This window comes from Arthrobacter cryoconiti (genome assembly GCF_020905375.1).
GTDB lineage: Bacteria > Actinomycetota > Actinomycetes > Actinomycetales > Micrococcaceae > Specibacter > Specibacter cryoconiti.
Genome location: NZ_JAJJBU010000003.1, coordinates 510,728 through 535,975 on the forward strand (window position 1 = coordinate 510,728; position 25,248 = coordinate 535,975).

Below are 25,248 nucleotides of genomic sequence, written 5' to 3' on the forward strand. Positions count from 1 at the left end.
ATGACAATGATCCAGGAATTTAGGCTTCCCGACCTTGGCGAGGGGCTGACCGAGTCGGAAATCGTCAGCTGGCACGTGGCCGTCGGAGACACGGTGGAACTCAACCAGGTCATCGGTGAGGTGGAAACCGCCAAGGCCGTCGTCGAGCTCCCATCGCCCTACGCCGGTGTGGTAACAGCGATCGCCCACGAACCCGGCACAGTGGTGGAGGTAGGCGTTGTCATCATTGCCTTCGAAGTGCCTGGCGAAGACGCTCCGGCACTCGGGCGTGGCAAGTCAGCGGCGGGCGCCACCAGTTCCTCGGCGCCCGAGGCGGAGTCGGCAGCTGCTGAGGCGGTGCAGCAGCGTGTCCCAACCTTGGTCGGGTACGGTGCGGACCCGGAGTCATCAAAGCGACCCGCTCGGAGAGCGCGCTCCTTTGATGCACCCGCTACTGACGCAGCTGCTAGGACGACTCCGTCCGTAGCTTCCGCCCCTGTGGTAGCAGCGCCTGTGGTGGCAGCACCGGAGGTGCCTGCGCAGGTGCAGGGAGACCGCCCTCGATCCACACCACCAGTGCGCAAGCTGGCCCGGGACCTCGGCATAGATTTGTTTGATGTGACTGGGACGGGGGAGTCGGGTGTGATCACACGCGGGGATGTCCTGTCCTTTTCTGGCGAAAATGATGCAGCGGCGCTCGCCGTGCCGTCATCGTCAACCGGCGCATCCGGTCCCCAATCATCTGATCGGATGAAGGAACGGGAAGTTCGGACCCCCATCAAGGGCGTTCGGAAGTTTATGGCAGCGGCCATGGTCGATAGTGCCTTTACCGCCCCACACGTCACTGAATTCTTGAGTGTTGATGTCACCGCTGGCATGGAGTTCTTGGCTAGACTGCGGGATTCCAGGGCCTTTGCTGACGTCAAACTGACTCCTCTCACGCTTGCGGCTAAGGCTGTGTGCGTAGGAATTGCCCGGCAGCCATCGCTTAATTCCCACTGGGACGCTGCGAACAACGAAATTGTGACGATGAGCTACGTCAACCTTGGTATTGCCGCAGCTACGCCCCGCGGGCTCGTCGTCCCCAACGTCAAGGACGCACAGGATCTGGGCCTGCATGGCTTGGCGGAGGAGATCGGCCAGTTGGCAGTCACGGCACGGGCCGGGAAGACACCGCCTGCGGACCTCGCTGGTGGAACGTTCTCCATCACCAATATCGGTGTGTTTGGCATTGACGCAGGTACCCCGATCCTCAACCCGGGCGAGGCTGGCATCTTGGCGCTGGGTGCCGTGCGCACCATGCCGTGGGAACATCAGGGTGGGATTGCCTTACGGCAGATAATGACACTGAGTTTGTCCTTCGATCACCGGCTCGTGGATGGAGCGCAGGGTAGCCGCTTCCTGGCCGACGTCGGCGCCATCATGGCAGATCCGGCCATGGCATTGGCTCTGTCTTAGGCGACAAGCCACTGGCGAGGTGAAGCTGTTCCGGACCGAGTGTGCTTTCAATGCGCAGCGCGTTCTTTGAGTAGGCTTTGTTGGCATGAGGGTCCTTCTGGGTAGGGTGTCCAAGGCGTCCGCCGCGACATTACTGGTTTTGTCGGGGCTGTTCCTGGTTCTTGGGGCCATAGAAGCAGCCCGCTATGCCGGGCTCCTGCACACAGTGCAGGAGCCCGATGCCGCAATAGCCGTGGTAGGCATGCTCATGGTATTTGGCTTGGGAATGGCGGCCTTTTTCTGCGCTCTGGCGGCCTTGGAGTCGTTGCGCAGAGCCAATCACTGGTTTGCCGTTTTACTCATTGCCGGCTGGCTGCTGGCACGGTTTCCCGCGGGCCTGGTCCTTGGCTCACTTCCGCAAGGCTTTCGTGTGCTGGACGGCGTTTTTACAATGCTGATGCTGCTTGGGATTGGGGTCGGCGTGTTTGCCTTGGTAGTAGGTCCCCGGCTAAGAAGCTAGATAATGCGGACTTGATCCCTCTGCGCTCAGACTGGCCCATGCCATGGACTCCAAAGCGGTTTTGGCGGCTGTCGCGCCGAGCCGGCGCCCGTGCAAGATCACGCTGTGAGGGGTGGAGTTGATCAGCCCAAATACTGCGTGGGCCTGGAGTCTGCGCAGCGAGGCATCTCGTTGTGGAAACAACCGCCCCAGCACGTCGACCCACAACTCCACGTAGCCGCGTTGGAGTGAGCGTACTGACGCCAGGTCCTCCTCGCTGAGCGAGTCAAAGTCCCTGTCCTGGACACGAATGACATCAGGCTGAGCCAAGGCGAAGTCCACGTGGAAGGCAACGAGTCCGCGCAGTGCGCTGGCATCGGCATCCGCACTTGAGAGGACCGCTCGGCCCCCTGCCAGCAAGTCTTCGCTCACGCCCACAAGAAGCGCGCCGAGCAACGCTTGCTTACCACTGAAGTGCCTGTAAACAGCAGGCCCACTGACGCCCGCTGCAGCCCCGAGGTCTTCGATGGAAACGCCGTTGAAACCACGTGAGGCAAAGAGCGCGGCGGCTGATTGGAGCAGTACGGCACGGCGGTTGGCTTTCGCCTGGGTACGCGTGGTGGCGGTTGGCTCAATCATCGTCATTCCTAGTGCTGGACATCACGGAAATCTCAGACTAACCTGAAACTCAGTTAGTGGTTATTAACTTAGCATGTGGATTTGGCTGGTGTAAGGCGCCAATCTACGAGGCCCGTCACCGGGGAATGGATTACTTGTCAATGGAGACTTTGCAAAGTCGTGTGGACCCGTCGGGGGCGGCCTTTGGGCGCAACGAATCAGCCCAGCGCCTGCTGGTAGCTGAATTAGGCGAACGCTTGCGCGTCACGGCCCTTGGTGGGACGCAAAAATCACGTGAGCGTCATGTGGCGCGAGGAAAGCTTCTGCCCCGGGACAGGGTGGATCGGCTCCTCGACGACGGAAGCCCGTTTTTGGAAATTGCCCCTTTGGCTGCCAACGGCATGTACGACGACGCGTCCCCAGGCGCGGGGGTCATCGCGGGTATCGGCCTGGTACAGGGGCGGCACGTGGTGATCGTCTCCAACGATGCCACGGTCAAGGGCGGTACCTATTACCCGATGACCGTCAAGAAGCACCTTCGGGCACAGGAGATAGCGCTGGAGAACCGGCTGCCATGCATCTACTTGGTGGATTCCGGTGGAGCGTTTTTGCCTAAGCAAGACGAAGTGTTTCCGGACCGAGAGCACTTCGGCCGGATTTTCTTCAACCAAGCTCAGCTATCAGCAAAAAAGATTCCACAGATCGCCTCGGTCATGGGCTCTTGCACCGCGGGCGGCGCGTACGTCCCGGCCATGAGTGATGAAACTGTCATTGTCCGCAACCAAGGCACCATCTTCCTTGGCGGCCCGCCCCTGGTAAAGGCCGCCATTGGCGAAATAGTGACGGCAGAGGAGCTTGGGGGAGGCGATGTGCATGCTCGGATTTCCGGCGTCGTGGATCACCTGGCAGAAAATGACGAACATGCTCTGGCGATAGTCCGTGACATCGTCGCGACACTGCCGGGGAACCCAAAGCCAGCATGGGAAATTCGGGCCACCGAGGAGCCTGTGGTGAACCCCGACGAGATCTATGGTGCTGTTCCCACAGATCTGAACACTGCCTTTGACATTCGTGAGGTTATTGCGCGGATAGTGGACGGAAGCAGATTCCACGAATTCAAGAAGGAATACGGCACCACGCTCGTCACCGGCTTTGCCACCTTGCACGGTCATCCCGTGGGAATCGTTGCCAATAATGGCGTGCTGTTTAGCGAGTCAGCCCTGAAGGGTGCTCACTTCATTGAGTTGTGTGACCAACGCGGAATCCCGCTGATCTTTTTGCAAAACCTCAACGGTTTCATGGTTGGAAAAGACTACGAACAAGGTGGCATTGCCAAGCATGGCGCCAAGATGGTCACTGCCGTGGCAACCGCCCGAGTACCTAAGCTGACGGTTATTGTGGGCGGTTCCTTTGGTGCTGGCAACTATTCCATGTGTGGCCGCGCCTACTCGCCCCGCTTCTTGTGGATGTGGCCGGCCGCCCGCATTTCCGTTATGGGCGGTAATCAGGCTTCCTCAGTGCTGGCGACGGTCAAGCGGGACCAGTTTGAACGCCAGGGCCAAGAGTGGTCACTCGAGGATGAAACCGCATTCAAGGCGCCCATCAAGGCCCAATATGAGGACCAGGGCAGCCCGTATTATTCCTCGGCTCGGCTCTGGGACGACGGTGTGATCGATCCCGCTGACACTCGCACCGTGCTGGGCCTTGCCCTGGACGTCTGCGCCCGTACCCCACTTCCGGAGACATCCTTCGGCCTCTTTAGAATGTGAGCCAGCCATGACTTTTCCTTTTGACACCGTCCTGGTGGCTAACCGTGGCGAGATTGCCTGCCGCGTCATTAGAACGCTGCGCGCCTTAGGCGTCCGCTCAGTGGCCGTTTATTCCGAGGCCGACGCCGGCGCCCGTCACGTGCGTGAAGCAGACCAGGCCGTTTGCATCGGACCGGCAGCGGCTTCGGAAAGCTATTTGAACATTGACGCCGTCGTGCAGGCATGTAAGAGATCCGGAGCGCAGGCAGTCCACCCGGGCTATGGTTTTCTCTCGGAAAACTTGGCGTTTGCACAAGCCCTCGATGCTGCTGGCATCACGTTTATTGGTCCCAACATTGAGGCCTTGAACGTCATGGGGGATAAAATTCGTTCAAAGAATCATGTCTCCGAAGCAGGGGTTCCGGTGACCCCGGGAATCTCCCGTCCGGGGCTGACGGACGCAGACTTGATCGCGGCGGCGCCTGGCATCGGGTTTCCTCTTCTCATCAAGCCGTCGGCCGGCGGCGGAGGCAAGGGCATGCATGAGGTGTTCAGTGCCGGAGAGCTACCGGGTGCGCTGGCCACGGCCCGACGCGTTGCTGCCAGTTCTTTCGGCGATGACACCCTGTTTTTGGAAAGACTCGTCTCCACTCCGCGCCACATCGAAGTGCAGATCTTGGGCGACAACTTTGGCAACGTAGTCCATCTTGGCGAGCGGGAATGCTCTCTCCAACGCCGCCACCAAAAGGTCATTGAAGAGGCACCGTCTCCACTGCTGGATGGCTTGGACGACGATGGCGCCACCCGGGCACGCATCGGAGCCGCGGCTTGTGCTGCGGCCGCAAGTGTCAACTACACGGGAGCCGGGACAGTAGAATTTCTGGTCTCGGATGAGAACCCACAAGAGTTCTTCTTCATGGAGATGAACACACGTCTCCAAGTTGAGCACCCCGTCACAGAAATGGCTGTCCGGGCAGCAGGAAAAACCCTGGATCTTGTCGAATGGCAGTTGCGGATAGCAGCTGGGGAACGGCTGGACTTTACCCAGGAAGAAATTAGCTTCGAAGGTCACGCCGTGGAAGCCCGGGTGTACTCGGAGAGTCCCGCCCAAGGATTCTTGCCCGCATCCGGAACGGTTATAGTCCTCGATGAGTCCGTGGCGCAGCGCCCCGGAGTACGCGTGGATAGTTCCTTGATGCAAGGGTTGGAAATTTCCGCCAACTACGACCCCATGCTGGCCAAGGTTATTGCCTGGGGCGCAGACCGCACCGAAGCTCTGGCCCGGCTGGACGCTGCACTGCGGGACTACGTGGTGCTCGGGGTACCAACCAACGTTGAGTATCTTCGCTTGCTTCTTGCTGACGCCGACGTTATCTGTGGGCGCCTTGATACAAACCTGATTGAGCGCAAGCTACCGGACATGACGTTCCGGACGCCTGCTGCTAGTGACTACTCTGCTGCAGCCTTGTTCACACGAGCCACGGGGGCGCCTTCGAACGTTGACGGACGCCAGTATCGCGAGGACCTCCAACAGGGACGCCCGTGGAACCGAACTGACGGCTGGCGGCTTGGCGATTCTGCCCCGTGGCACATGAGCCTTGCCGGTCCCGGGCGTTCTGCGGTGATCGCGGTCAGCGGCAAGGAGACGCAGAAGGTGCGCGGCGAAACCGCCGGAACCTCCGACGTCGTCCAGGTGAGTGGCCTGGGTGCAAGCGATGGCACCGAACACAGTGTCCGGCTCACCGGAATCCACGACGGGGTACTGTCGCTGACATGGGATGGGGAGCTGGTGCGCTACACCGTTGCCCGGAACCAAAACACTGTGATTTTAGGTGCCGAAGGCTGGAGTGCCCGTTTTCAAGTGCTGGATCGCGATGCGGCGACAGCTCGGATGCTCGCAGAGATAGAACATGAGGACGCCGCAGCTGATCCGGATGTGCGCAGTCCCATGCCGGGAACCGTGACGGTCGTCAGTGTCCAAAGCGGTGATCGTGTGGCTGCCGGAGACGTGCTCCTTGCTGTGGAGGCTATGAAGATGGAGCACCAGCTCCTCGCCGCCGTCTCCGGGATAGCGCACATTTCCGTCGCCATCGGCAGTGTTGTCAAGGCTGAACAAATTGTTGCCACCATCGAAGCAGAAACTCCTGAAGGGGAATAACGTGCCAAATTTTGAACTCAACGAGGAATATCAAGACCTCAGCGACATGGTCAGGGACTTCGCCGACAACGTGGTGGCACCCGTGTCCGCTAAGCACGACGAGGAGCACAGCTTCCCGTATGAAGTGGTTGCGCAGATGGGCGAGCTGGGCCTGTTTGGCCTACCGTTCCCGGAGGAACACGGTGGCATGGGTGGGGACTACTTTGCTTTGTCCCTTGCCTTGGAACAGTTGGGCCGGGTGGACCAGTCGGTTGCTATCACGTTGGAGGCCGGCGTCTCGCTAGGCGCCATGCCCATCTACCGGTTCGGTACGGAGGCACAAAAACAGGAGTGGCTGCCATCCCTTGCCGCCGGTACTTCACTCGCTGGCTTTGGTCTCACTGAGCCTGACGCAGGGTCCGACGCCGGGGGTACCGCCACGAAGGCTCGCCTTGATGGAGGGGAGTGGATCATTGACGGAAACAAGCAGTTCATCACCAACTCCGGCACTTCCATCACCAAGTTTGTGACGATGACAGCCGTGACCGGAACTTCGGTGCGTGCCGACGGGTCCATCAAGAAGGAAATCTCCACCATTTTGGTGCCCAATGGCACACCCGGATTCACTGTTGAAAAGGCGTACAACAAAGTTGGTTGGAATGCCTCCGACACCCACCCGTTGACTCTGGTGGACGTACACGTCCCCGAAGAAAACTTGATTGGTGTGCGCGGGCGCGGGTACGCGAACTTTCTCTCGATCTTGGATGAAGGCCGGATCGCAATTGCAGCACTAGCCACCGGTACAGCGCAGGGCTGCGTGGATGAAGCCGTTCGCTATGCCAAGGAACGCTCCGCCTTCGGCCACAACATCGGGCACTACCAAGGCGTCTCCTTCAAGATCGCCCGTATGCAGACCCGTGCTCACACTGCGCGGTTGGCGTACTACGACGCCGCTGCCCGCATGCTGGCAGGCAAGCCGTTCAAGACGGAAGCTGCCATCGCTAAGATGGTGGCAAGCGAGGCGGCCATGGACAATGCCCGTGACGCTACACAGGTATTTGGCGGTTACGGCTTCATCAACGAATTCCCGGTAGCCCGCCACTACCGCGATTCAAAGATCTTGGAAATCGGGGAGGGCACCACCGAAGTCCAGCTCATGCTCATTGCCCGCGACCTGGGCTTGTGAACCTCGCCACCCGAAGCAAGTGAAAGGTACTAGCGATGATTGACAAAGAAGTTGCGTCCGCGGCGGTTGCCATAGAGGACATCCACAATGGTGCGTCCTTAGCCGTTGGCGGTTTTGGTCTGTGCGGCATCCCGGTAGCGCTCATCCAAGCCCTCCACGACGCCGGAACGAGCGAGTTGGAAACGATCTCCAACAACTGCGGAGTGGATGACTGGGGACTTGGCGTACTGCTCACCGATGGACGTATCCGCCGCACCATCTCCTCCTATGTGGGGGAGAACAAAGAGTTTGCCCGCCAATTCCTGGCCGGCGAGCTTGAAGTAGAGCTCACTCCGCAGGGTACCTTGGCCGAAAAACTCAGGGCAGGCGGAGCTGGTATCCCGGCGTTCTACACCGCAGCAGGGGTGGGGACACAGGTCGCTGATGGTGGACTGCCGCGCAAGTACGACGGCGCAGGTGGGGTTGCTATTGCTTCCGAGCCTAAGGAGGTGCGCACGTTCAACGGCGCCGACTTTGTGCTCGAAGAGTCATTGAACCCTGATTTCGCGTTGGTGCACGCCTGGAAGGGCGATCGCCATGGCAACCTCGTCTTTCACGCTACCGCCATGAACTTCAACCCGCTATGCGCCATGGCGGGGAAAATTACGATCGCTGAAGTCGAGGAACTTGTTGAGCCTGGGGAACTGGATCCCGAACACATCCATGTTCCCGGCATCTTCATCCAACGCGTGGTCCACGTTCCGGCAGGCGCACCCGGTAGCGAGAAAAGAATTGAAAAACGAACGGTCAAGGAGGCATAACCATGGCACTGACACGCAACGAGCTTGCAGCCCGGGTAGCCCGGGAATTGCACAACGGCCAGTACGTCAATCTGGGCATCGGTATGCCAACTCTGATCCCTAACTACATCCCTGACGGGGTGGAGGTGGTGTTGCACTCTGAGAATGGAATTCTGGGCACGGGCCCCTACCCGTTGGAGGCCGACGTCGACCCTGACCTGATCAATGCAGGGAAGGAAACCGTCACCGTCAACAAGGGCGCAGCATTCTTTGACTCAGCGCTGTCCTTTGGCATGGTACGCGGCGGACACGTGGATGTCGCCGTCTTGGGTGCCATGCAGGTGGCGCAAAACGGTGACCTCGCCAACTGGATGATTCCGGGAAAGATGGTCAAGGGCATGGGCGGTGCCATGGACCTCGTCTTTGGTGCAAAGAAACTGATCGTCATGATGGAACATACCGACAAGGCCGGCAATCCGAAGATTTTGGAGAGCTGCACACTGCCGCTGACAGGCAAGGGATGCGTTGACTTGATAGTCACTGACCTGGCCGTCATTGAAATACGTGAGAACACGCTGATACTCAAAGAACTGGCGCCGGGCGTGAGCGTAGAGGCGATAATCGCAGCCACCGGCGCGCCCCTGAACTTTGATATGTACGATTCGAGGAACGCATGAGTGATCAACCTCGAGTCACCCAACGCGGCCTGTTCTACGAGGAACTCGAAACTGGGGTCGTCTATGTACATAAGCCCGGGCGGACCATGACGGAGACGGACAACGTCCTTTTCACCACCATGACCATGAACACCCAGGCACTGCACCTCGACGCCGCGTGGAGCGCTTCACAGCCGTTTGGCCAACGGCTCATGAACTCCATGTTCACCCTAGCCACCATGGTGGGGCAGTCTGTGGCGCAATTGACGCAAGGCACCATCGTGGCACAGCTGGGCATGGGGGAGATTTCCTTCCCACACCCCCTCTTTCACGGTGACACCCTGTACACAGAGACCATCGTGACCGAGAAAAGGCTCTCTTCCTCCCGCCCCGGGCAGGGAATTGTCACCATGACCCATACCGGCCGCAACCAGGACGGAGTGGTGGTGGGCAAAGCCAGCCGTACCGCCTTGTTCTGGCTCAAACCCGAAGACTAGCTCAGCACACTACGCGAAGGAACACACCATCAGCACCGCGCACAAAACCTTCACCATGGGCCCGGCACTACTTTTCGCCCCCGCCGACCGGCCCGAAAGGTATCTAAAGGCCGCCGAGCGATCGGACGCCGTCATTCTTGATTTAGAAGACGCAGTGGCACCTGACGCCAAAGCACAAGCACGTGAGCACTTGGTCGCTAACCCCCTGGACCCGGCCACCACCATGGTGCGTGTGAACGCGCTCAGTACAGCTGAGAGCACCCTGGACTTGGCGGCATTGGCCCGCACCCGGTACCGCACCATCATGGTGGCCAAAGCGGAAGATCCGGGCGCGATTGCTGCGCTCGCCGACTACAACGTGGTGGCCCTGTGTGAAACGGCGGCAGGCATTATGGCCGCCGCAGAGTTGGCCAAGTTGCCCAACGTCGTCGCGTTGATGTGGGGTGCGGAGGACCTGGTGGCATCCCTTGGCGGTACGTCCAGCCGCTTCGCGGATGGTTCTTACCGGGCCATTGCGACCCACGCACGTTCATTGATGTTGCTGGCGGCCGGGGCCGGAGGGAAAACGGCAATTGACTCGATCTATGCAGATATCCCAGATCTGCCGGGGCTTGCCGAGGAAAGCGAGGACGCCGTTGCCAGTGGATTCGGCGCAAAGGCGTGCATTCATCCAAGCCAGGTCGCCGTCATCCGCGAGTCCTACCGGCCCTCCGATGTTGACGTCGCGGCAGCAACACAACTACTGGCTGCTGCTTCTGCGGCGGGCACGGGCGTCTTCGCCTATCAGGGAAAAATGGTGGATGGGCCCATTCTTAAGCACGCCCAGGAAACATTGCGTCGAGCCGGGGTATAGGGCTGGAGTGATCTATAACTGCTTGCACAGCGGTTTATGAGTGGGTGTGCCCACGCTTTGCCGGAGTACGGAATACTAGAACCATGCAGCATCGCAAAGTGATCATTCTTGGCTCCACCGGTTCGGTAGGTACGCAGGCGATCGACGTCCTGGCACGTGCGGTGAAACCGGACGGCACACCACGGTTCACCGTTACCGCTCTCAGTGCTGGTGGGGGGAACCTTGAGTTACTGGCTGAGCAAGCAGTAGAAACGCGTGCACTTGCCATCGGAATCGCCTCGGACGACGCCGCCGCCCTCCGGACGCTGATCGCTAGCCGTGCCGCCGCGGTAGGGGTCCACGGCTATGCCCCGGAGATCGTGAGTGGCCCAACCGCCTCCTCCGTCATAGCGGCCTGGGATGCTTATGGTCCGGACGCCGCGGACGTTGTTTTGAATGGGATTACCGGTTCTATCGGCCTAGCTCCCACACTGTCGGTCCTGGGTACTGGAGCCATCTTGGCTTTGGCGAACAAGGAATCACTGATTGTGGGCGGCCAGCTTGTTAAGGATGCGGCTTCGCCTGGGCAGTTGGTTCCCGTTGATTCTGAGCATTCGGCGCTCGCACAGGCGCTACGCTGCGGTACTGCTGCGGAAGTGCACAAACTGGTGATTACCGCCTCCGGTGGCCCATTCCGTGGCCGCAGCCGGAACGAATTGGCGGGTGTCACGCCTGCGCAGGCACTCAAGCACCCCACGTGGTCCATGGGGCCAATGGTCACCACGAACTCTGCCACGTTGGTCAACAAGGGGCTGGAAGTCATCGAGGCGCACTTGCTCTTTGATGTCCCGCTGGAGAAAATCGAAGCCGTGGTCCACCCTCAATCGGTCGTGCACTCCATGGTGGAATTCACTGACGGTTCAACGCTGGCCCAGTGTTCACCACCGGACATGCGACTGCCTATCGCTTTGGGGTTGGGCTGGCCCGATCGCGTTCCGGGTGCCGTGCAGGCGTGCGATTGGACCAAGGCTGCCACTTGGACTTTTGAGCCGCTGGACAACGTGGCCTTCCCCGCCGTCGAGCTGGCCAAGGAAGCTGCAAGGCGGGGCAGTACCTGCCCGGCTGTTTACAATGCGGCGAATGAGGAGGCTGTTCACGCCTTCCACGCCGGAAAGATGAGTTTCTTGGGCATCGTTGACACTATTGCGGAAGTTCTCAGCGAACATGCACCTGATTCGGAGCTGACTATCGGTTCGGTGCTGGATGCTGAAGCGTGGGCGCGCACTCGAGCCAACGAGTTACTGGCCGCGAAGAGATGACTCATATAGACACAGACGTTTCTTTTATAACGGGTAACCACTAGCCGGAAAGTTGATTGTGACCGTATTGCTATTCATTGGCGGCGTCCTATTCGTTGCCGTGGGTGTGGTTCTTTCCATTGCCCTGCATGAGGTGGGGCATCTGCTGCCCGCCAAGCTCTTCAACGTCCGTGTGAGCCGTTACATGATCGGCTTTGGCCCCACCCTTTGGTCCCGCACAAAGGGCGAAACTGAATACGGCTTCAAGGCGATTCCCGCCGGCGGATACGTAGCTATGATCGGCATGTACCCGCCTAACCCCGCGGATGGCAGCGTCCGCCCGTCCAGCACCGGAATGTTCCAGACGCTGGCTACTGAAGCACGCAGCGTAGCCCATGAAGAAGTCGGTCCAGAGGACGCCAATCGGGTATTTTACCGGCTTGCAGTCTGGAAAAAAGTTATCATCATGCTCGGCGGACCCACCATGAACCTGCTGATCGGCATTGTGCTGATGGCTGTGCTGCTTATGGGATTCGGTACACCACAACCCACCACCACGGTGTCCTTGGTGAACGCCTGCCAAGTGGCTTACGGGTCCCCGGAACCAACGGACCTTTCCACCTGCACCAAGACGCCGGCCGCTGCCGCTGGATTGCAGCCGGGGGACACCATTACAAGTTTTGATGGCAAAGATGTCACCAACTGGACCACTTTGACGGAGTGGATCCGCGCATCGGCCGGCCAATCTGTGGCCATGAGTTACCAGCGCGCCGGAAAAACGCTCACCACGACCATCACGCCTGTGCTGACCTCCCGGCCCGTTGTGGATGCCAGCGGCAAGGCTGAGGTGGATGCGAAGGGCCAGGCAGTGACGGTCGACGTCGGCTTCATTGGCGTGGGGCCCACCTCGGCACTGGTGCCAGAATCGGCCAGCGCAGTGCTTCCGGCGGTGGGAAGCAACATCACCCAAATTGGTGGTGTGGTCTTCCAGTTGCCACAAAAGCTCGTCGGGGTGGCGCAGGCAGCGTTCAGCTCAGAACCGCGGGACCCCAATGGACCCATCTCTGTGGTCGGTGTCGGTCGTGTGGCGGGGGAGGTGGCTGCCATGGAAGATGTGCCCCTGAGTGCTCGTGTCGGAACGCTGATCGGTCTGCTAGCGGGGGTGAACTTGGCTTTGTTCGTCTTCAACCTGATTCCGTTGCTGCCGCTGGACGGTGGCCATATTTTGGGGGCTCTCTATGAAGGTGTCCGCAGGAGCGTTGCTAAGCTGTTCAAACGCCGCGATCCAGGCCCTTTCGACATCGCCAAGTTGCTGCCAGTGACTTACGTAGCGGCAGTAGTACTCATTGCCATGGGCGCGCTGCTGATCTACGCGGACATCGTGAAGCCTGTCAATTTGTTTGGTTAGTTCGCAGTTAGTGGGCCGTTGGCCGCAAATTCTCGCCTGATCACTCAAATAGGGTTGATTATTAAAAATCAACCGATTATGATTTATCTATGTTTGTCATGACAATTGATCAGCGGGGTAGCCGTCAGGGTCCTGATTTAGTGCCGGAGCTGCTATCAGTGCTGGCTGATATCCCTGTGCTGTTAGCGTTCGAGCGCTCGGTGGGGGATGAAGTTCAGGGCCTACTCGATTCGCCTAAATCTGTGATTGAGGTGGCGATGCGTGCGCTTCGCAGCGGTCAATGGTACGTAGGTATAGGCGTCGGGGACGTCGATAAACCCTTGGGCGCCAGTCCGCGCGAAGGATCAGGGGCGGCCTTTGTGCAGGCACGTCAGGCCGTGGACAAGGCCAAGCGCACAGGAGAACGTGTGCCTCTTTCGGTCCAAGCAGCACCTGCGCGAGCAGTTCAGGGCCTAGCCGTTCCAGACTCTGGGCAAGCAGCATCGGCCCCAGCTGCGCCAGGAACGGAACGGTCGGGCCAAGTTGCCTCAGCCCAAGCGACTTCCAACCAGGCGACTTCGGGCGAAGCAACTTTGAACCTGCCGACTTTGAGCCAGACGACTTCGATGGAGCGGGCTCTGGCTGCCCGCGGTATTGATGAGCGGGCTCGAGCCGCAGAAGCAGTGTTGGTACTTATCGGGGATTTGGTGCGCAAACGCTCCGAGGCCCAGTGGCGTGTTTTAGCGCAACTTGACGCTGACCCCATGCAGCGTCAGGTGGATGTCGCCGTCGCCTTGGGAATCAGCCCGCAGGCAGTGAGCCGTGCCATCCTAAGGTCTGGCTGGCAAGAAGAATTGGCGGGGCGCGACGCCGCCGCGCTGCTACTCGATCTACTCAACTCATAGCCTCTGGGCTTTGTCTGAGCATGCCGCTACGCTGGGGACCGATAAGGAGGAACACATGACTGCACTGTGGATTGTGCTCATCTTCGCGGCCGGGTGCTTGGGCGGCTGGCCTATAACCGCCGGGATACTAAAGCTCGCCAAGTCCCGTTCTGTCCGTGCCGTTGATGCCCATGAGATGGGCGCCCAGACGTCACCGGATGCAGCTAGGCCGGACCTGGCTGCGCTCACGCCAACACCGGAAGCGTGCCCGCCTCCGGCTCAGGAAGCTGGCGTACTCAGAGGCGGACTGCTGATAGGGATGTTGGAGCGAGCCGGCGTCGTACTTGCCATTCTGAGCGGGCAGCCGGTTGCCATTGCCTATGTAGTGGCCATCAAAGGCTTGGGCAGGTATCCCGAACTTAAAGCGGCGCCCGAGTCGAGCGAGCGGTTCATCATCGGCACATTGGCCTCGATGCTGTGGGCCGCCGCCGTGGCGGCCGTTGCCAAAGTGCTCCTGTTATAGGCTGCAAGTATGACTATCTTTGCTGTTGAGTATGTGTATGGTCCCGAAGCCGAGGCCGCTCGGGTGGAACACCGTCCCAAGCACCGTGAATGGCTCGCCGCCCAGTCCGAAGCTGAGGTGATGCTGGCTTCTGGTCCATATGGGGATGGCGCTGGGGCGCTGTTGATCTTCAAGGCAACTGACGAGCCGGCGTTGCATGAACTTCTCAAACAAGACCCCATGAGTATTGGTGGCGGTGTCACTGGGCTGAAAATTTCCGAATGGAAACCGGTCATTGGGCAGTTAGCCAAATACATGTCGTAGGACTCATCTGGCACCAGAACGTGCCAACGCCGTTTACAATTTAGACCATACGATGCGTAATTCACCCAGCTCCTCACAGGAGCTGGCTGCGCAGCGGAACAAAGAACCAACAAGGAGCAAATTTTGACCTCGGTCAGCCTCGGAATGCCGCCATTGCCACCGCCAGTTCTTGCCCCCCGGCGCAAAACCCGTCAAATCAAAGTCGGCTCCGTCGGTGTTGGTTCGGACTTCCCCATCAGCGTGCAGTCCATGACCACCACGAAAACTACCGACATCAACGCCACACTGCAGCAGATTGCTGAGTTGACGGCTTCTGGTTGTGACATCGTGCGGGTCGCTTGTCCTTCACAAGATGACGCAGAGGCACTGCCCATCATTGCCAAAAAGTCGCAGATACCTGTCATTGCTGACATCCACTTCCAGCCCAAATACGTCTTTGCGGCCATTGAAGCTGGTTGCGCTGCGGTGCGGGTTAATCCGGGCAATATCCGCAAGTTTGACGATCAAGTCAAGGAAATCGCCCAGGCCGCCAAGGATCACGGGACGTCCATCCGCATCGGTATCAATGCAGGTTCGCTGGAGCCGGGCATTATGAAGAAATACGGCAAGGCCACGCCTGAGGCCCTCGTGGAATCCGCCGTCTGGGAAGCTTCCCTTTTCGAAGAGCACGGCTTTCACGACTTCAAGATCTCGGTTAAGCACAACGACCCTGTCATCATGGTCGCAGCTTATGAGTTGCTCGCCGAACAAGGCGACTGGCCACTGCACTTGGGCGTGACTGAGGCGGGACCGGCGTTCCAGGGCACCATCAAGTCCGCTGTAGCGTTTGGCGCACTTCTCTCCAAGGGTATTGGAGACACCATTAGGGTTTCCCTCTCTGCTCCTCCGGTGGAGGAGATCAAAGTCGGCAACCAGATCCTGCAGTCATTAAACTTACGCCCCAGGAAACTAGAAATCGTCTCGTGCCCTTCGTGTGGACGGGCTCAAGTGGATGTGTACAAGCTGGCCGAAGAAGTTACGGCTGGCCTTGAGGGCATGGAAGTGCCGTTGCGAGTGGCTGTTATGGGCTGTGTAGTCAACGGCCCGGGGGAGGCTCGTGAGGCTGACCTTGGTGTGGCCTCGGGTAACGGCAAGGGTCAGATCTTCGTCAAGGGCAAGGTCATCAAGACCGTGCCTGAGGATGAGATCGTTGAAACCCTCATCGAAGAAGCCATGAAAATTGCCGAACAGATGGAGTCCGATGCCGAGAATTCGCTCCCGGGTGGGCCCGTGGTTAGCGTCTCATAGGGCGCACGTTACGCCCCAGGTGCGCGTCCTAGTCCACGAGGACACTCAAGCGCTCCTGGCCCTCGTAGCAAAGGATGCTGTCGCCAACGTCTTCATCGATTCCTTGCTAAGCAAGGGTCGCAGTGCCGTGCCAATCCAACAAGGCGCTGTGATCCTTGGCTATTTTGAGCATGATGGCACCCGGTTGGTTGCAGCGTGCTGGGTGGGCTCCAATGTGGTCCCCATCGAGGCCGGAGCCGAGCACAGCGAAGCCTTTGGCCGTTGGATAAATGAGCACTGGCGCCCGCACGCGTCCATTTTTGGGCCGGCCGAAGCAGTGCTGGCCATTATGAGCGTCTTAGCAGAAAGTGGCGTCCAAGCCCAAGAAATTCGTGCCGACCAGCCGCTCTTGACCATGAGTTCGCCCTCGCCGCTGGCCGCCAGCCCCCTGCTGCTCCGCAGCCATAATGGGCAATTTTCCCAAATCCTCATTGCCGCCGCCGCCATGTTTGAGGAAGAGGTGGGCTATTCGCCTTTTCTTGGCGGAGAAGAGAACTACCGCCGTCGCGTCGCATGGCTGATCAATGCAGGGCATTCCTTTAGCCATTGCGAAAAGGATGGCACCGTAATCTTCAAAGCCGATCTGGGTGCGGTGACCAAACACGCCACTCAAGTCCAGGGTGTATGGATGAACCCTGCCTATCGTGGACAGGGCTTAAGCGCCGGATACATGGCCGCCGTCGTTAATCTCTCACAGATGTTGGCTCCTGTAACGAGTCTGTACGTCAATGACTTCAATACCCGCGCCCGGTCCGTCTACGAGAAAGTCGGTTTTGAACAAGTGGGCACCTTCGCCACCGTGCTGTTCTAGAAAGACTTCCAAGCTGCGCACAACTCACCATGAGTTTTGCGCATAGTGCACCAGGCGGCGAACTGGTACCGAGTTAGGCGCAGACGGTAATCCGCGAGGCCTTTCGTGTTACATTTATGCAACTTGTTGCACAAAGGAGAGCATGAATGGTCACCGATCAGTATCCCCACCTGTTCACCCCCCTGGATCTGGGCTTCACCACGCTACCCAACAGGGTGTTGATGGGATCAATGCACGTTGGCCTTGAGGAACTTCCCGGCGGTTTTGAGCGTATGGCAGCGTTTTATGCTGAGCGAGCACGGGGAGGCGTTGGGCTGATGGTCACCGGTGGTATTTCCCCCAACGACGCTGGCCGGCCAATGAAAGGGGGCGCCAAGATTTCAACGCCCGAGGAAGCCGAGCAACATAAAGTTGTCACGGCTGCCGTGCATGCCGAAGGTGGAAAAATCGCTTTGCAGCTGCTGCATTTTGGCCGCTACTCCGCACATCCGGACCTGGTGGCTCCCAGCGCTGTTCAGGCTCCCATCAGCCCGCTGACGCCGCACGCTCTGAGCAGCGAAGAAGTGGAGGCAACCATTGAGGACTTTGTCTCTGCGGCTGACTTGGCTCAGAGCGCCGGGTACGACGGCGTAGAAATCATGGGCTCAGAGGGTTATCTGATCAATGAGTTCATTGCACTGCGGACCAACAACAGGACCGATCAATGGGGTGGTTCCTATGAGAATCGGATGCGATTGCCCAAGGAGATTGTCCGACGTACCCGCGAACGCGTGGGCTCGCACTTCATCATTATCTACCGGCTGTCCATGCTTGATTTGGTGGAGGGAGGTTCCACCTTGGAAGAGGTCATCAGGCTCGCCCAAGGCGTTGAGGAAGCTGGGGCTACCATCATCAACACAGGGATCGGCTGGCATGAGTCGCGCATCCCCACGATCGCCACCTCCGTACCCCGAGCCGGATTCGCTTGGGTGACCAAAAAGGTTATGGGTAGCGTGGGCATCCCCTTGATCACAACGAACCGCATCAACACTCCCGAAGTCGCTGAGGCGTTGCTGGCGGAAGGCAATGCCGACATGGTTTCCATGGCCCGGCCTTTCCTGGCCGACCCGTTCTTTCTTCGGAAAGCTTCCGAAGGCCGTGCGGATGAGATTAGCAGCTGTATTGCTTGTAATCAGGCGTGCCTGGACCACACGTTCGCTGGCAAGACATCCTCTTGCCTGGTCAATCCGCGAGCTTGCCACGAGACCAAGATCGTAATTGAGCCCAGCCTGGAACCGAAAAGGCTAGCGGTGGTGGGGGCCGGACCGGCAGGGTTGGCCTTTGCTGTGACAGCGGCAGAGCGTGGTCACCACGTGACACTTTTTGAAGCAGCTGCGCAGATCGGCGGGCAGTTCAATATAGCCAAGCAGATCCCTGGCAAAGAAGAATTCAGTGAAACCATCCGTTATTTCAACCGTCAAATCCAGCTGCGCGGTATTGAACTTCGCCTGAACACGAGGGTTACGGCAGCACAGTTGCTGGCAGAAGGATACGAGCATGTAGTGCTCTCCACGGGAGTTCTTCCGCGTATTCCGGAAATTGACGGAGTGGATCATCCCAGCGTGATGACTTATCTTGACGTTATCCGGGACAAGAAACCGGTGGGCGCCAATGTGGCAATCCTCGGGGCCGGCGGCATTGGGTTTGACGTGGCAGAATTCATCACGGCACAGGGCCCAAGCGCCACTCTGGTCCCAGAAAAGTTCTACCGGGAATGGGGGATAGACGCGGATTACACCGGTGCCGGTGGTATCACGGAGGCGCAGCGTGAGGCGCCAATCCGTCGGGTCGCACTCTTCCAACGCAAAGAAACCAAGGTTGGCGCTGGGCTTGGCAAGACCACTGGCTGGATTCACCGCACAGAGCTCAAAGCCAAGGGCGTACAAATGATCCCGGGAGTTGAATATCAAAGGATCGACGACGCAGGCCTGCACTTGCGCATCAACGGTGCCCAGACAGTCCTGGCGGTGGACACGGTCATCTTATGCACGGGGCAGGAACCACGGCGAGAACTGGCGCACGAGCTGGAAGTTGCCGGCGCCGTCGTGCATCTGATTGGTGGGGCGGATGTGGCTGCCGAACTGGATGCGAAACGGGCCATAGACCAGGGTACGCGGCTGGCGGCGGCGATCTAGCCCATGTCTCTGCGTCATGCACTTCTGACTTCTTTGATGGAAAAGCCTTGTACCGGGGCTGAACTGGCGCGCCGGTTTGAGAAATCGATCGGTCATTTTTGGCAGGCGTCCCATCAACAGATTTACCGTGAACTGGCAGCCTTGGAAGCGGATGGGCTCATCGAGGTTAGAGGGCTGGCTACGGCACGCGGGAGTCAGCGCCATTTTGCTGTGTTGGCTGGTGGGCGGAATGAATTGGAACGTTGGTGTTTGTTATCAGCAGATCCGCATCCAGTGCGTGAGGCACTTTTGGTACGCCTGCGTGCTGCTGCGGTCTTGGGGACAGTGGACTTGGCGTCAGAAGTCCGCCGGCATCTAGGTTTGCATCAGGATTCCTTGCGACGCTACCAGGCAATTCAAGGACGGGACTTTGCCGAAGGCAGCCCCCTGACGCCCGCGGGGGAACTCCAGCTGGCGGTTCTACGCGCTGGAATTGAATTTGAGCGCGCTTGGCTGGCGTGGTGCCAACAAACCCTCTGCGAGGGGTTATCGGAGAAAAAATAAACGACAGTGCCTTAGGAACTGGCGGTGTCCTGCTGATCAGCTTGAAACTGAAGGTGTAAGGCGGCGTCATTGAGCATGTCGGCCCCCTTGGCAATCACGGGGGCGTAGGAAGATTGCCAGGCGTGTCGGAACATGAACGCATCTGGGCCTTCCCAACGGAGGTTATTGGAGATGTGTGAGCCAAGCTCGGTACGGATAGTCATGAGCGCACCGGCTGCCGCATTGAGATCATAGGCAAACCGGCGCAACTCATCCGGGTCTGAGCCTTGGAGGCCTTGCGTCATTAATACTCCTGCGCTTCGCCATCTTGATCGAACTTCAACAGATCGAACTTCAACAGTAGGCGTGGTGACGGTTCGGCGCGATGGGGAGTGCTGCCCATGGCTCAGGCGGACCTTCTGCGTAGTGTCAAGGAGGCCAGCAGCAGACAGAGCAGCACAAACCCTGCCATCACCAATAAATCGAACGTTAGCGCGCGTGTGGGGTCGGCGTGTTGGGCCACCTCGTTGAGCCCGTCCACGGCATAGCTCAGTGGTAAGACGTTAGAAACTGCTTCAAGGATGCCGTTCATTTGGTTTCTGGCAACAAACAGTCCGCACAGCAGAATCTGGGGGATGACCACCACAGGCATGAACTGGACGGCCTGAAACTCCGTGGTGGCAAAGGCTGAGCACAGCAGACCCAAGGCCACACCCAAGACGGCGGTCAGTACGGAAATGAGCACCACCCAGCCAGCGTTGCCGCTAATGCTGATATTGAACACCCAGTAAGCCACTGCCGTGGCCACGAGCGACTGCAGCGCCGCCATGATGGAGAAAGCCAGTGCATAACCGACCAGTAGGTCAGCCTTGTGGATAGGGGTGGTGAGTAGCCGTTCCAAGGTCCCAGACACCCGCTCGCGCAGCATCGTGATTGAAGTGACTAAGAACATGACGGTAAAAGGGAAGATGCCTAGCATCATCAAACCCACACGGTCGAAGGTGCGTGGCTGCCCGGGGGCTAAGACTTCGTTTTGGTAGAGCCAATAAATGACGGCCAGCAGTATTGCTGGAACCACCAAAATCAAGGCAACACTGCGAGGATCATTCTTTAGCTGCATGAGTACGCGCAGGCACGTGGCCCACATCATTTTGAGGTTCATGAGGCCACAGCCATGTCAGCCTGGATGAGCCGCAGGAACGCTAATTCCAAATTCTCACTCCCGCCACGCTGACGCAGTTGTGCAGGAGTGAGTTGAGCCAGTAAGCGACCCCCGCGTAAAAGCAATAGAGTGTCGGCATGCCCGGCCTCCTCCATGACGTGACTGGAGATAAGCAACGTGGTTCCGGCTGCTGCCATGGCGGTGAACTGTGCCCATAGATCGGCCCGCAGTACCGGGTCAAGCCCCACGGTGGGTTCATCCAGAACGAGCAACTTTGGTTTGGAAACTAGGGCGCACGCCAGGGAAACCCTACTGAACTGTCCACCGGAAAGCGCTCCAGCCTTGCGCCGGGATATCTCAGCGAGCCCGACGGCGGCCACGGCAGCCACTGCGTCCGCGTGGCTGCAACCACTCATGGCGCCAAAGTAGCGCACATTCTCCAGCACGCTCAAGTCCTTGTACACGCTGACGGCTTGAGTGACGTAGCCGATCTCCCCCCGTAGAGTTGCGTCACCGGCGGGTCGGCCCAAGACCTCGATAGAACCGCCGACAAACTTTTGTACACCCACCAGAGTACGAATAAGCGTAGTTTTCCCACTGCCGGAGGGCCCCAACAGGGCTGTGATGTGTCCACTCGGAATGGAGAAGGAGAGGTCTTTTAGGACCTCCATCCGGCCGCGGCGGACCGTAAGGTTTTCAACCCTGACACTTGTCCCGGCGTCGTGCCGTCCGGGTTTCAGGGGTAACGCCGGTGTTGGCGGCGACATGCCCAACGGATGCGGGAAGGGTAGCTGTCCGTCCGGTTCTGGAAGTACTGCACGGTGTGACACGCCTGTTCCATTCTCTCGATTCATCCCCTATTGATTTCAAAGTAGTCCGGGGCTCACTCCGTGTATAGAGTCCACGCTGCGGATTCCGGTAGATTAGTAGCGTCCCGTTCTTTTGCCGGCGGGCCGCAACTGCTCAAGAAACGGAAAATACCCGCGTGGCACTTCGCCTTTCCACTCTCTTTCTTCGCACCCTTCGCGAGGACCCCGCCGACGCCGAGGTAGACAGCCACAAATTGTTGCTGCGCGCCGGCTATATCCGCCGTGCCGCTCCGGGCATCTACACGTGGTTGCCGTTGGGGCTGCGTGTCTTGCGCAAGGTCGAGGCGATCGTGCGTGAAGAGATGGACGGGATCGGTGCCCAAGAAGTGCATTTCCCGGCGTTGCTGCCCAAAGAGCCCTATGAGATCACCAACCGTTGGCTCGAATACGGTGACGGGATTTTCCGTTTGCAGGACCGCAAGGGCGCTGATTATTTGCTGGCGCCCACACATGAGGAAATGTTCACACTGCTGGTCAAGGACCTGTACTCCTCTTACAAAGACCTGCCGCTTTCTATCTACCAGATCCAAAATAAGTACCGCGACGAAGCCCGGCCGCGTGCTGGGCTACTGCGCGGTCGTGAGTTCATCATGAAGGACTCGTATTCTTTTGACATTGACGACGCCGGACTAGACGCCAGTTACATGGCCCACCGCGGCGCCTATCTGCGAATCTTTGAACGACTTGGCCTGGAAGTCATTCCAGTCGCGGCAACAGCAGGGGCTATGGGAGGCTCTAAGAGCGAGGAATTCCTGCACCCGGTGGCGATCGGCGAGGATACCTTTGTGCGCTCTGCGGGCGGTTATGCCGCCAATGTGGAGGCTGTCACCACGGTGGTCCCCGACGACATCGATTTCACGAGCGCTCCTGCGGCAGTGGTCATGGACACGCCTGACACCCCGACCATCCAGACCTTGGTTGAGGCAGCAAATAAACTAGCACCGAAGGCCGACGGCGGTCAGTGGACTGCCGCTGACACCCTGAAGAACGTTGTGCTCGCCATCGATCTGCCGACGGGTGAGCGCCAGCTCGTGGTTATCGGTGTTCCCGGCGACCGCGCCGTGGACCTCAAGCGCATTGAAGCCAATATTTCGGCTCACCTCACGGTGGGAGGAGAAGTTGGTGTTGAGAGTGCAAACGAAGCCGACCTGAAGAAACAGGCCGGACTGGTCAAGGGCTATATTGGCCCGGGTTTGTCCCTAGCTGCTCCAGTCCTCGGAGCTGAATCAGCGACGAAGTTGATGTACCTGGTTGATCCCCGTGTTGTGTCCGGCACAAGCTGGATCACCGGCGCCAATGAGTCCGGCAAACATGTATTTGGTTTAGTCGCTGGACGCGACTTTGCCTGGGACGGGACCATCGAAGCAGTCGAGGTGCGTGAAGGGGACCCTGCCCCCGATGGTTCGGGACCGCTAGAAGCGGCTCGCGGCATTGAGATGGGTCATATCTTCGCATTGGGCCGTAAATACGCCCAAGCTCTGGACTTGAAAGTCCTGGATCAAAACGGCAAGCTTGCCGTCGTCACCATGGGTTCCTACGGCATTGGTGTAACACGTGCCGTTGCCGCTTTGGCCGAATCCAATCATGACGATCGGGGTCTGATCTGGCCGGCCAACGTAGCACCAGCCCACGTCCACGTCGTTGCCGTGGGCCGAGGTAGCGAACTCTACGAAGCAGCAGAGGCTCTGACCGCCGAACTGGAAGCCAAGGGCCTGGAAGTCATTTACGATGACCGTCCCAAGGTTTCCCCCGGTGTGAAGTTTGCCGACGCCGAGCTTCTTGGAGTCCCAACCATCGTTGCCGTGGGACGTGGACTGGTGGATGGTGTGGTAGAAATCAAGAATCGCGCCACGGGCGTTGCCACGAACGTACCCGTCTCCGAGGCAGTGCAATACATCCTCGACAATCAGTAGCCTTCACCCTTCAGAAACCAATTAGTGGAGAAGCATGATTTCCGGGTTTGAAAACATCACCGTGGCCACGATCTTATTGATTTTGGTGGCTGGCTTTGCAGCAGGTTGGATTGACGCAGTAGTAGGTGGGGGCGGACTCATCCAGCTGCCGATCATGCTTATGATCCCCGGGATCACACCCGTGCAGGCATTGGCGAGTAACAAACTAGGTTCGATCTTTGGGACAGCTACCAGTTCCGTAACGTATTATCGGCGCGTAAAAGTTGATCTGCGAACAGCCCTTCTGATGGCCGCTGTGGCGCTGCTGGGCAGTCTTGGTGGGGCCGTGGTGGCGACCCTTTTGCCAGTGGCTGTCTTTAAGCCCGTCATAGTTGTGGCATTACTCGCCGTGTTCTTGTTCACCGCTTTCAAGCCCAGTATTGGCAACACCACGGAACCTTTGCGCTCTGGCCGCAAGCACTACGTTGTGGCCTGCGCCATTGCTGCCCCGATTGGTTTTTACGATGGTTTGATCGGCCCAGGGACGGGATCTTTCTTAGTGATCGCCTTAGTGAGCCTCATGGGGTATGCGTTTCTTGAAGCAAGCGCTAAATCCAAGATCATCAATCTGGCCACCAATGCCGGCGCGCTGATGTTCTTTCTGCCCAACGGTTCCATTTTGTGGGGTGTGGGGCTGCTCCTTGGCGCCGCAAACATGGCCGGCGGTTACCTCGGCGCCCGTACTGCGGTGAAACAAGGCAATAAGTTCATTAGAGTCGTGTTTTTAGTCGTTGTATTGGTACTCATTATCAAACTTGGCATAGACGTTTGGAACGAAAATGGGCTGGCGGCGTTGTCCACCAACATGCTGCGGTCCTAATTTGCCCCCTTTACGTGTCTTTGTCCACGCCAAGGGAAAACGGCTGGGAGCATGCTGCTAGCCAAGCAAACCGCTGGCACCGAGCAGCCTACCGATGACGAAAGTGGCGGCCAGGGCCACTGCTCCGCCCAATGTCACGCGCAGGGCGGCCTTGATGCGGGAGCCGCCGCCGATGGTGGCGCCCACCCAGCCAGTGATAGCCAATGCGGCCAGCACTGCCACAAAAGTGACTGGAACGCGGAGCGTTTCCGGCGGAAGTAAGATGGCAAGCATGGGCAAGATCGCGCCGAGAGTGAAAGCGATGGCTGAGGCGATAGCTGCATGCCAGGCGTTGACGACGTCGTTCTCGTCTAGATTCAGCTCAGCACTCACATGCGCGCCCACGGCGTCGTGCTCCGTCAACTCCTTCGCAACCCGCTGGGCTGTCCCGGCGCTGAGACCCTTGCGCTCGTAAATGCGTGCCAACTCTGCAAGGTTCCGTGCGGGCGCTAAGGCGAGATCCCGGCGTTTTTGAGCGATCATGTGCTTTTGGCTATCACTTTGGCTGCTCACTGATACGTACTCACCCAGTGCCATGGACACTGCGCCGCCTACCAGGGCCGCCATCCCCGCCATGAGGATTGCCCCTGTGCCGCCAGTAGCACCGGCAACGCCGACTACGACGGCGGCAACGGAGACGATACCGTCGTTGGCACCCAGAACGCCGGCGCGCAGCCAGTTCAAACGCTGCGCTATCTCACCGGTTCGTGTGAGCTCCCTTGGGGCCGTGCCGAGTACTTCTAGATCAACTGCTCGCTTCATGACCTAAGCAAACCACCGTGCCGGATTCGCCGCCAGCAAGGTGAGGAT

At 58.9% G+C, this 25,248-nt stretch carries 25 protein-coding genes; 20 read left to right on the forward strand and 5 right to left on the reverse strand.

What is annotated here, in order from left to right; all coding sequences use genetic code 11:
- Positions 1 to 6: 6 nt before the first annotated feature.
- Together LOH53_RS02400 and LOH53_RS02405 are read left to right on the forward strand one after the other, a co-directional pair.
- Positions 7 to 1,437, forward strand: a complete 1,431-nt coding sequence (locus tag LOH53_RS02400; RefSeq protein WP_230066104.1) for a dihydrolipoamide acetyltransferase family protein — start codon at positions 7 to 9, stop codon at positions 1,435 to 1,437.
- A gap of 85 nt (positions 1,438 to 1,522) precedes the next feature.
- Entirely contained in the window at positions 1,523 to 1,936 is a 414-nt protein-coding gene (locus LOH53_RS02405) for a hypothetical protein (protein WP_230066105.1), read from the forward strand.
- On the opposite strand, the gene LOH53_RS02410 is transcribed toward LOH53_RS02405, so the two are convergent.
- A complete protein-coding gene (locus LOH53_RS02410; protein ID WP_230066106.1) occupies positions 1,925 to 2,554 on the reverse strand; it encodes an SACE_7040 family transcriptional regulator in 630 nt (209 codons plus the stop codon). The two genes, LOH53_RS02405 and LOH53_RS02410, sit on opposite strands and share 12 nt — an antisense overlap.
- A gap of 140 nt (positions 2,555 to 2,694) precedes the next feature.
- On the opposite strand from LOH53_RS02410, the gene LOH53_RS02415 reads away from it, so the two are divergent.
- From LOH53_RS02415 to LOH53_RS02490, 16 genes are all read left to right on the forward strand, one after another.
- The gene (locus tag LOH53_RS02415) at positions 2,695 to 4,302 is read left to right on the forward strand and encodes a carboxyl transferase domain-containing protein (protein ID WP_230066107.1); all 1,608 of its coding nucleotides are present in this window, start codon (positions 2,695 to 2,697) and stop codon (positions 4,300 to 4,302) included.
- A 7-nt stretch (positions 4,303 to 4,309) separates the two neighbouring features.
- Positions 4,310 to 6,439, forward strand: coding sequence for an acetyl/propionyl/methylcrotonyl-CoA carboxylase subunit alpha (locus tag LOH53_RS02420; RefSeq protein ID WP_230066108.1), 2,130 nt, complete (start codon positions 4,310 to 4,312; stop codon positions 6,437 to 6,439).
- A 1-nt stretch (position 6,440) separates the two neighbouring features.
- On the forward strand, positions 6,441 to 7,604 hold the full coding sequence (locus tag LOH53_RS02425) for an acyl-CoA dehydrogenase family protein (protein WP_230066109.1): 1,164 nt from the start codon (positions 6,441 to 6,443) through the stop codon (positions 7,602 to 7,604).
- 35 nt (positions 7,605 to 7,639) lie between these two features.
- A complete protein-coding gene (locus LOH53_RS02430) occupies positions 7,640 to 8,404 on the forward strand; it encodes a CoA transferase subunit A (protein WP_230066110.1) in 765 nt (254 codons plus the stop codon).
- Between the two features lie 2 nt (positions 8,405 to 8,406).
- Positions 8,407 to 9,060 (forward strand): CoA transferase subunit B, encoded by a 654-nt coding sequence (locus tag LOH53_RS02435; RefSeq protein WP_230066111.1) that lies wholly within the window; start codon positions 8,407 to 8,409, stop codon positions 9,058 to 9,060.
- Complete coding sequence (locus tag LOH53_RS02440) at positions 9,057 to 9,536, forward strand: MaoC family dehydratase (protein ID WP_230066112.1); 480 nt, start codon at positions 9,057 to 9,059, stop codon at positions 9,534 to 9,536. Before LOH53_RS02435 ends, LOH53_RS02440 begins: the two co-directional genes overlap by 4 nt.
- Positions 9,537 to 9,591: 55 nt before the next feature.
- Positions 9,592 to 10,389, forward strand: coding sequence for an HpcH/HpaI aldolase/citrate lyase family protein (locus LOH53_RS02445; protein ID WP_230066113.1), 798 nt, complete (start codon positions 9,592 to 9,594; stop codon positions 10,387 to 10,389).
- 83 nt (positions 10,390 to 10,472) lie between these two features.
- Positions 10,473 to 11,687, forward strand: a complete 1,215-nt coding sequence (gene dxr / locus LOH53_RS02450) for a 1-deoxy-D-xylulose-5-phosphate reductoisomerase (RefSeq protein WP_230066114.1) — start codon at positions 10,473 to 10,475, stop codon at positions 11,685 to 11,687.
- A gap of 55 nt (positions 11,688 to 11,742) precedes the next feature.
- The gene (locus LOH53_RS02455; RefSeq protein ID WP_230066236.1) at positions 11,743 to 13,074 is read left to right on the forward strand and encodes a M50 family metallopeptidase; all 1,332 of its coding nucleotides are present in this window, start codon (positions 11,743 to 11,745) and stop codon (positions 13,072 to 13,074) included.
- An 89-nt stretch (positions 13,075 to 13,163) separates the two neighbouring features.
- A complete protein-coding gene (locus tag LOH53_RS02460) occupies positions 13,164 to 13,958 on the forward strand; it encodes a MarR family transcriptional regulator (protein ID WP_230066115.1) in 795 nt (264 codons plus the stop codon).
- A 55-nt stretch (positions 13,959 to 14,013) separates the two neighbouring features.
- Positions 14,014 to 14,460 carry a hypothetical protein gene (locus tag LOH53_RS02465; RefSeq protein ID WP_230066116.1) on the forward strand — a complete coding sequence of 149 codons (447 nt, stop codon included), beginning with the start codon at positions 14,014 to 14,016 and terminating at the stop codon, positions 14,458 to 14,460.
- A gap of 9 nt (positions 14,461 to 14,469) precedes the next feature.
- A complete protein-coding gene (locus LOH53_RS02470; RefSeq protein ID WP_230066117.1) occupies positions 14,470 to 14,763 on the forward strand; it encodes a YciI family protein in 294 nt (97 codons plus the stop codon).
- 123 nt (positions 14,764 to 14,886) lie between these two features.
- Entirely contained in the window at positions 14,887 to 16,050 is a 1,164-nt protein-coding gene (gene ispG, locus LOH53_RS02475; RefSeq protein ID WP_230066118.1) for a flavodoxin-dependent (E)-4-hydroxy-3-methylbut-2-enyl-diphosphate synthase, read from the forward strand.
- Positions 16,004 to 16,900, forward strand: coding sequence for a GNAT family N-acetyltransferase (locus tag LOH53_RS02480; protein ID WP_230066119.1), 897 nt, complete (start codon positions 16,004 to 16,006; stop codon positions 16,898 to 16,900). Before ispG ends, LOH53_RS02480 begins: the two co-directional genes overlap by 47 nt.
- Positions 16,901 to 17,046: 146 nt before the next feature.
- Positions 17,047 to 19,074, forward strand: coding sequence for an NADPH-dependent 2,4-dienoyl-CoA reductase (locus tag LOH53_RS02485; protein WP_230066120.1), 2,028 nt, complete (start codon positions 17,047 to 17,049; stop codon positions 19,072 to 19,074).
- A 3-nt stretch (positions 19,075 to 19,077) separates the two neighbouring features.
- A complete protein-coding gene (locus LOH53_RS02490) occupies positions 19,078 to 19,617 on the forward strand; it encodes a PadR family transcriptional regulator (protein ID WP_268250850.1) in 540 nt (179 codons plus the stop codon).
- A gap of 11 nt (positions 19,618 to 19,628) precedes the next feature.
- Here LOH53_RS02490 and LOH53_RS02495 read toward each other — a convergent pair whose 3' ends face one another.
- The 3 genes from LOH53_RS02495 to LOH53_RS02505 all read right to left on the reverse strand — a co-directional run bounded on the left by LOH53_RS02495 (position 19,629) and on the right by LOH53_RS02505 (position 21,588).
- Positions 19,629 to 19,901 carry a hypothetical protein gene (locus tag LOH53_RS02495; protein ID WP_230066122.1) on the reverse strand — a complete coding sequence of 91 codons (273 nt, stop codon included), beginning with the start codon at positions 19,899 to 19,901 and terminating at the stop codon, positions 19,629 to 19,631.
- Between the two features lie 101 nt (positions 19,902 to 20,002).
- Complete coding sequence (locus tag LOH53_RS02500; protein WP_230066123.1) at positions 20,003 to 20,758, reverse strand: ABC transporter permease; 756 nt, start codon at positions 20,756 to 20,758, stop codon at positions 20,003 to 20,005.
- Entirely contained in the window at positions 20,755 to 21,588 is an 834-nt protein-coding gene (locus LOH53_RS02505) for an ABC transporter ATP-binding protein (protein WP_376991852.1), read from the reverse strand. The genes LOH53_RS02500 and LOH53_RS02505 overlap by 4 nt, the downstream gene beginning before the upstream one ends.
- 155 nt (positions 21,589 to 21,743) lie before the next feature.
- Between LOH53_RS02505 and LOH53_RS02510 the strand changes: the two genes are divergently transcribed.
- Both LOH53_RS02510 and LOH53_RS02515 read left to right on the forward strand, forming a co-directional pair.
- The gene (locus tag LOH53_RS02510) at positions 21,744 to 23,540 is read left to right on the forward strand and encodes a proline--tRNA ligase (RefSeq protein ID WP_230066124.1); all 1,797 of its coding nucleotides are present in this window, start codon (positions 21,744 to 21,746) and stop codon (positions 23,538 to 23,540) included.
- 34 nt (positions 23,541 to 23,574) lie between these two features.
- The gene (locus LOH53_RS02515; protein ID WP_230066125.1) at positions 23,575 to 24,399 is read left to right on the forward strand and encodes a sulfite exporter TauE/SafE family protein; all 825 of its coding nucleotides are present in this window, start codon (positions 23,575 to 23,577) and stop codon (positions 24,397 to 24,399) included.
- A gap of 57 nt (positions 24,400 to 24,456) precedes the next feature.
- Here the strand turns inward: LOH53_RS02515 and LOH53_RS02520 are convergent, their stop codons facing one another.
- Positions 24,457 to 25,200: a VIT1/CCC1 transporter family protein gene (locus tag LOH53_RS02520; RefSeq protein ID WP_230066126.1), complete on the reverse strand. Its 744-nt coding sequence runs from the start codon at positions 25,198 to 25,200 to the stop codon at positions 24,457 to 24,459.
- Positions 25,201 to 25,248: the final 48 nt, after the last annotated feature.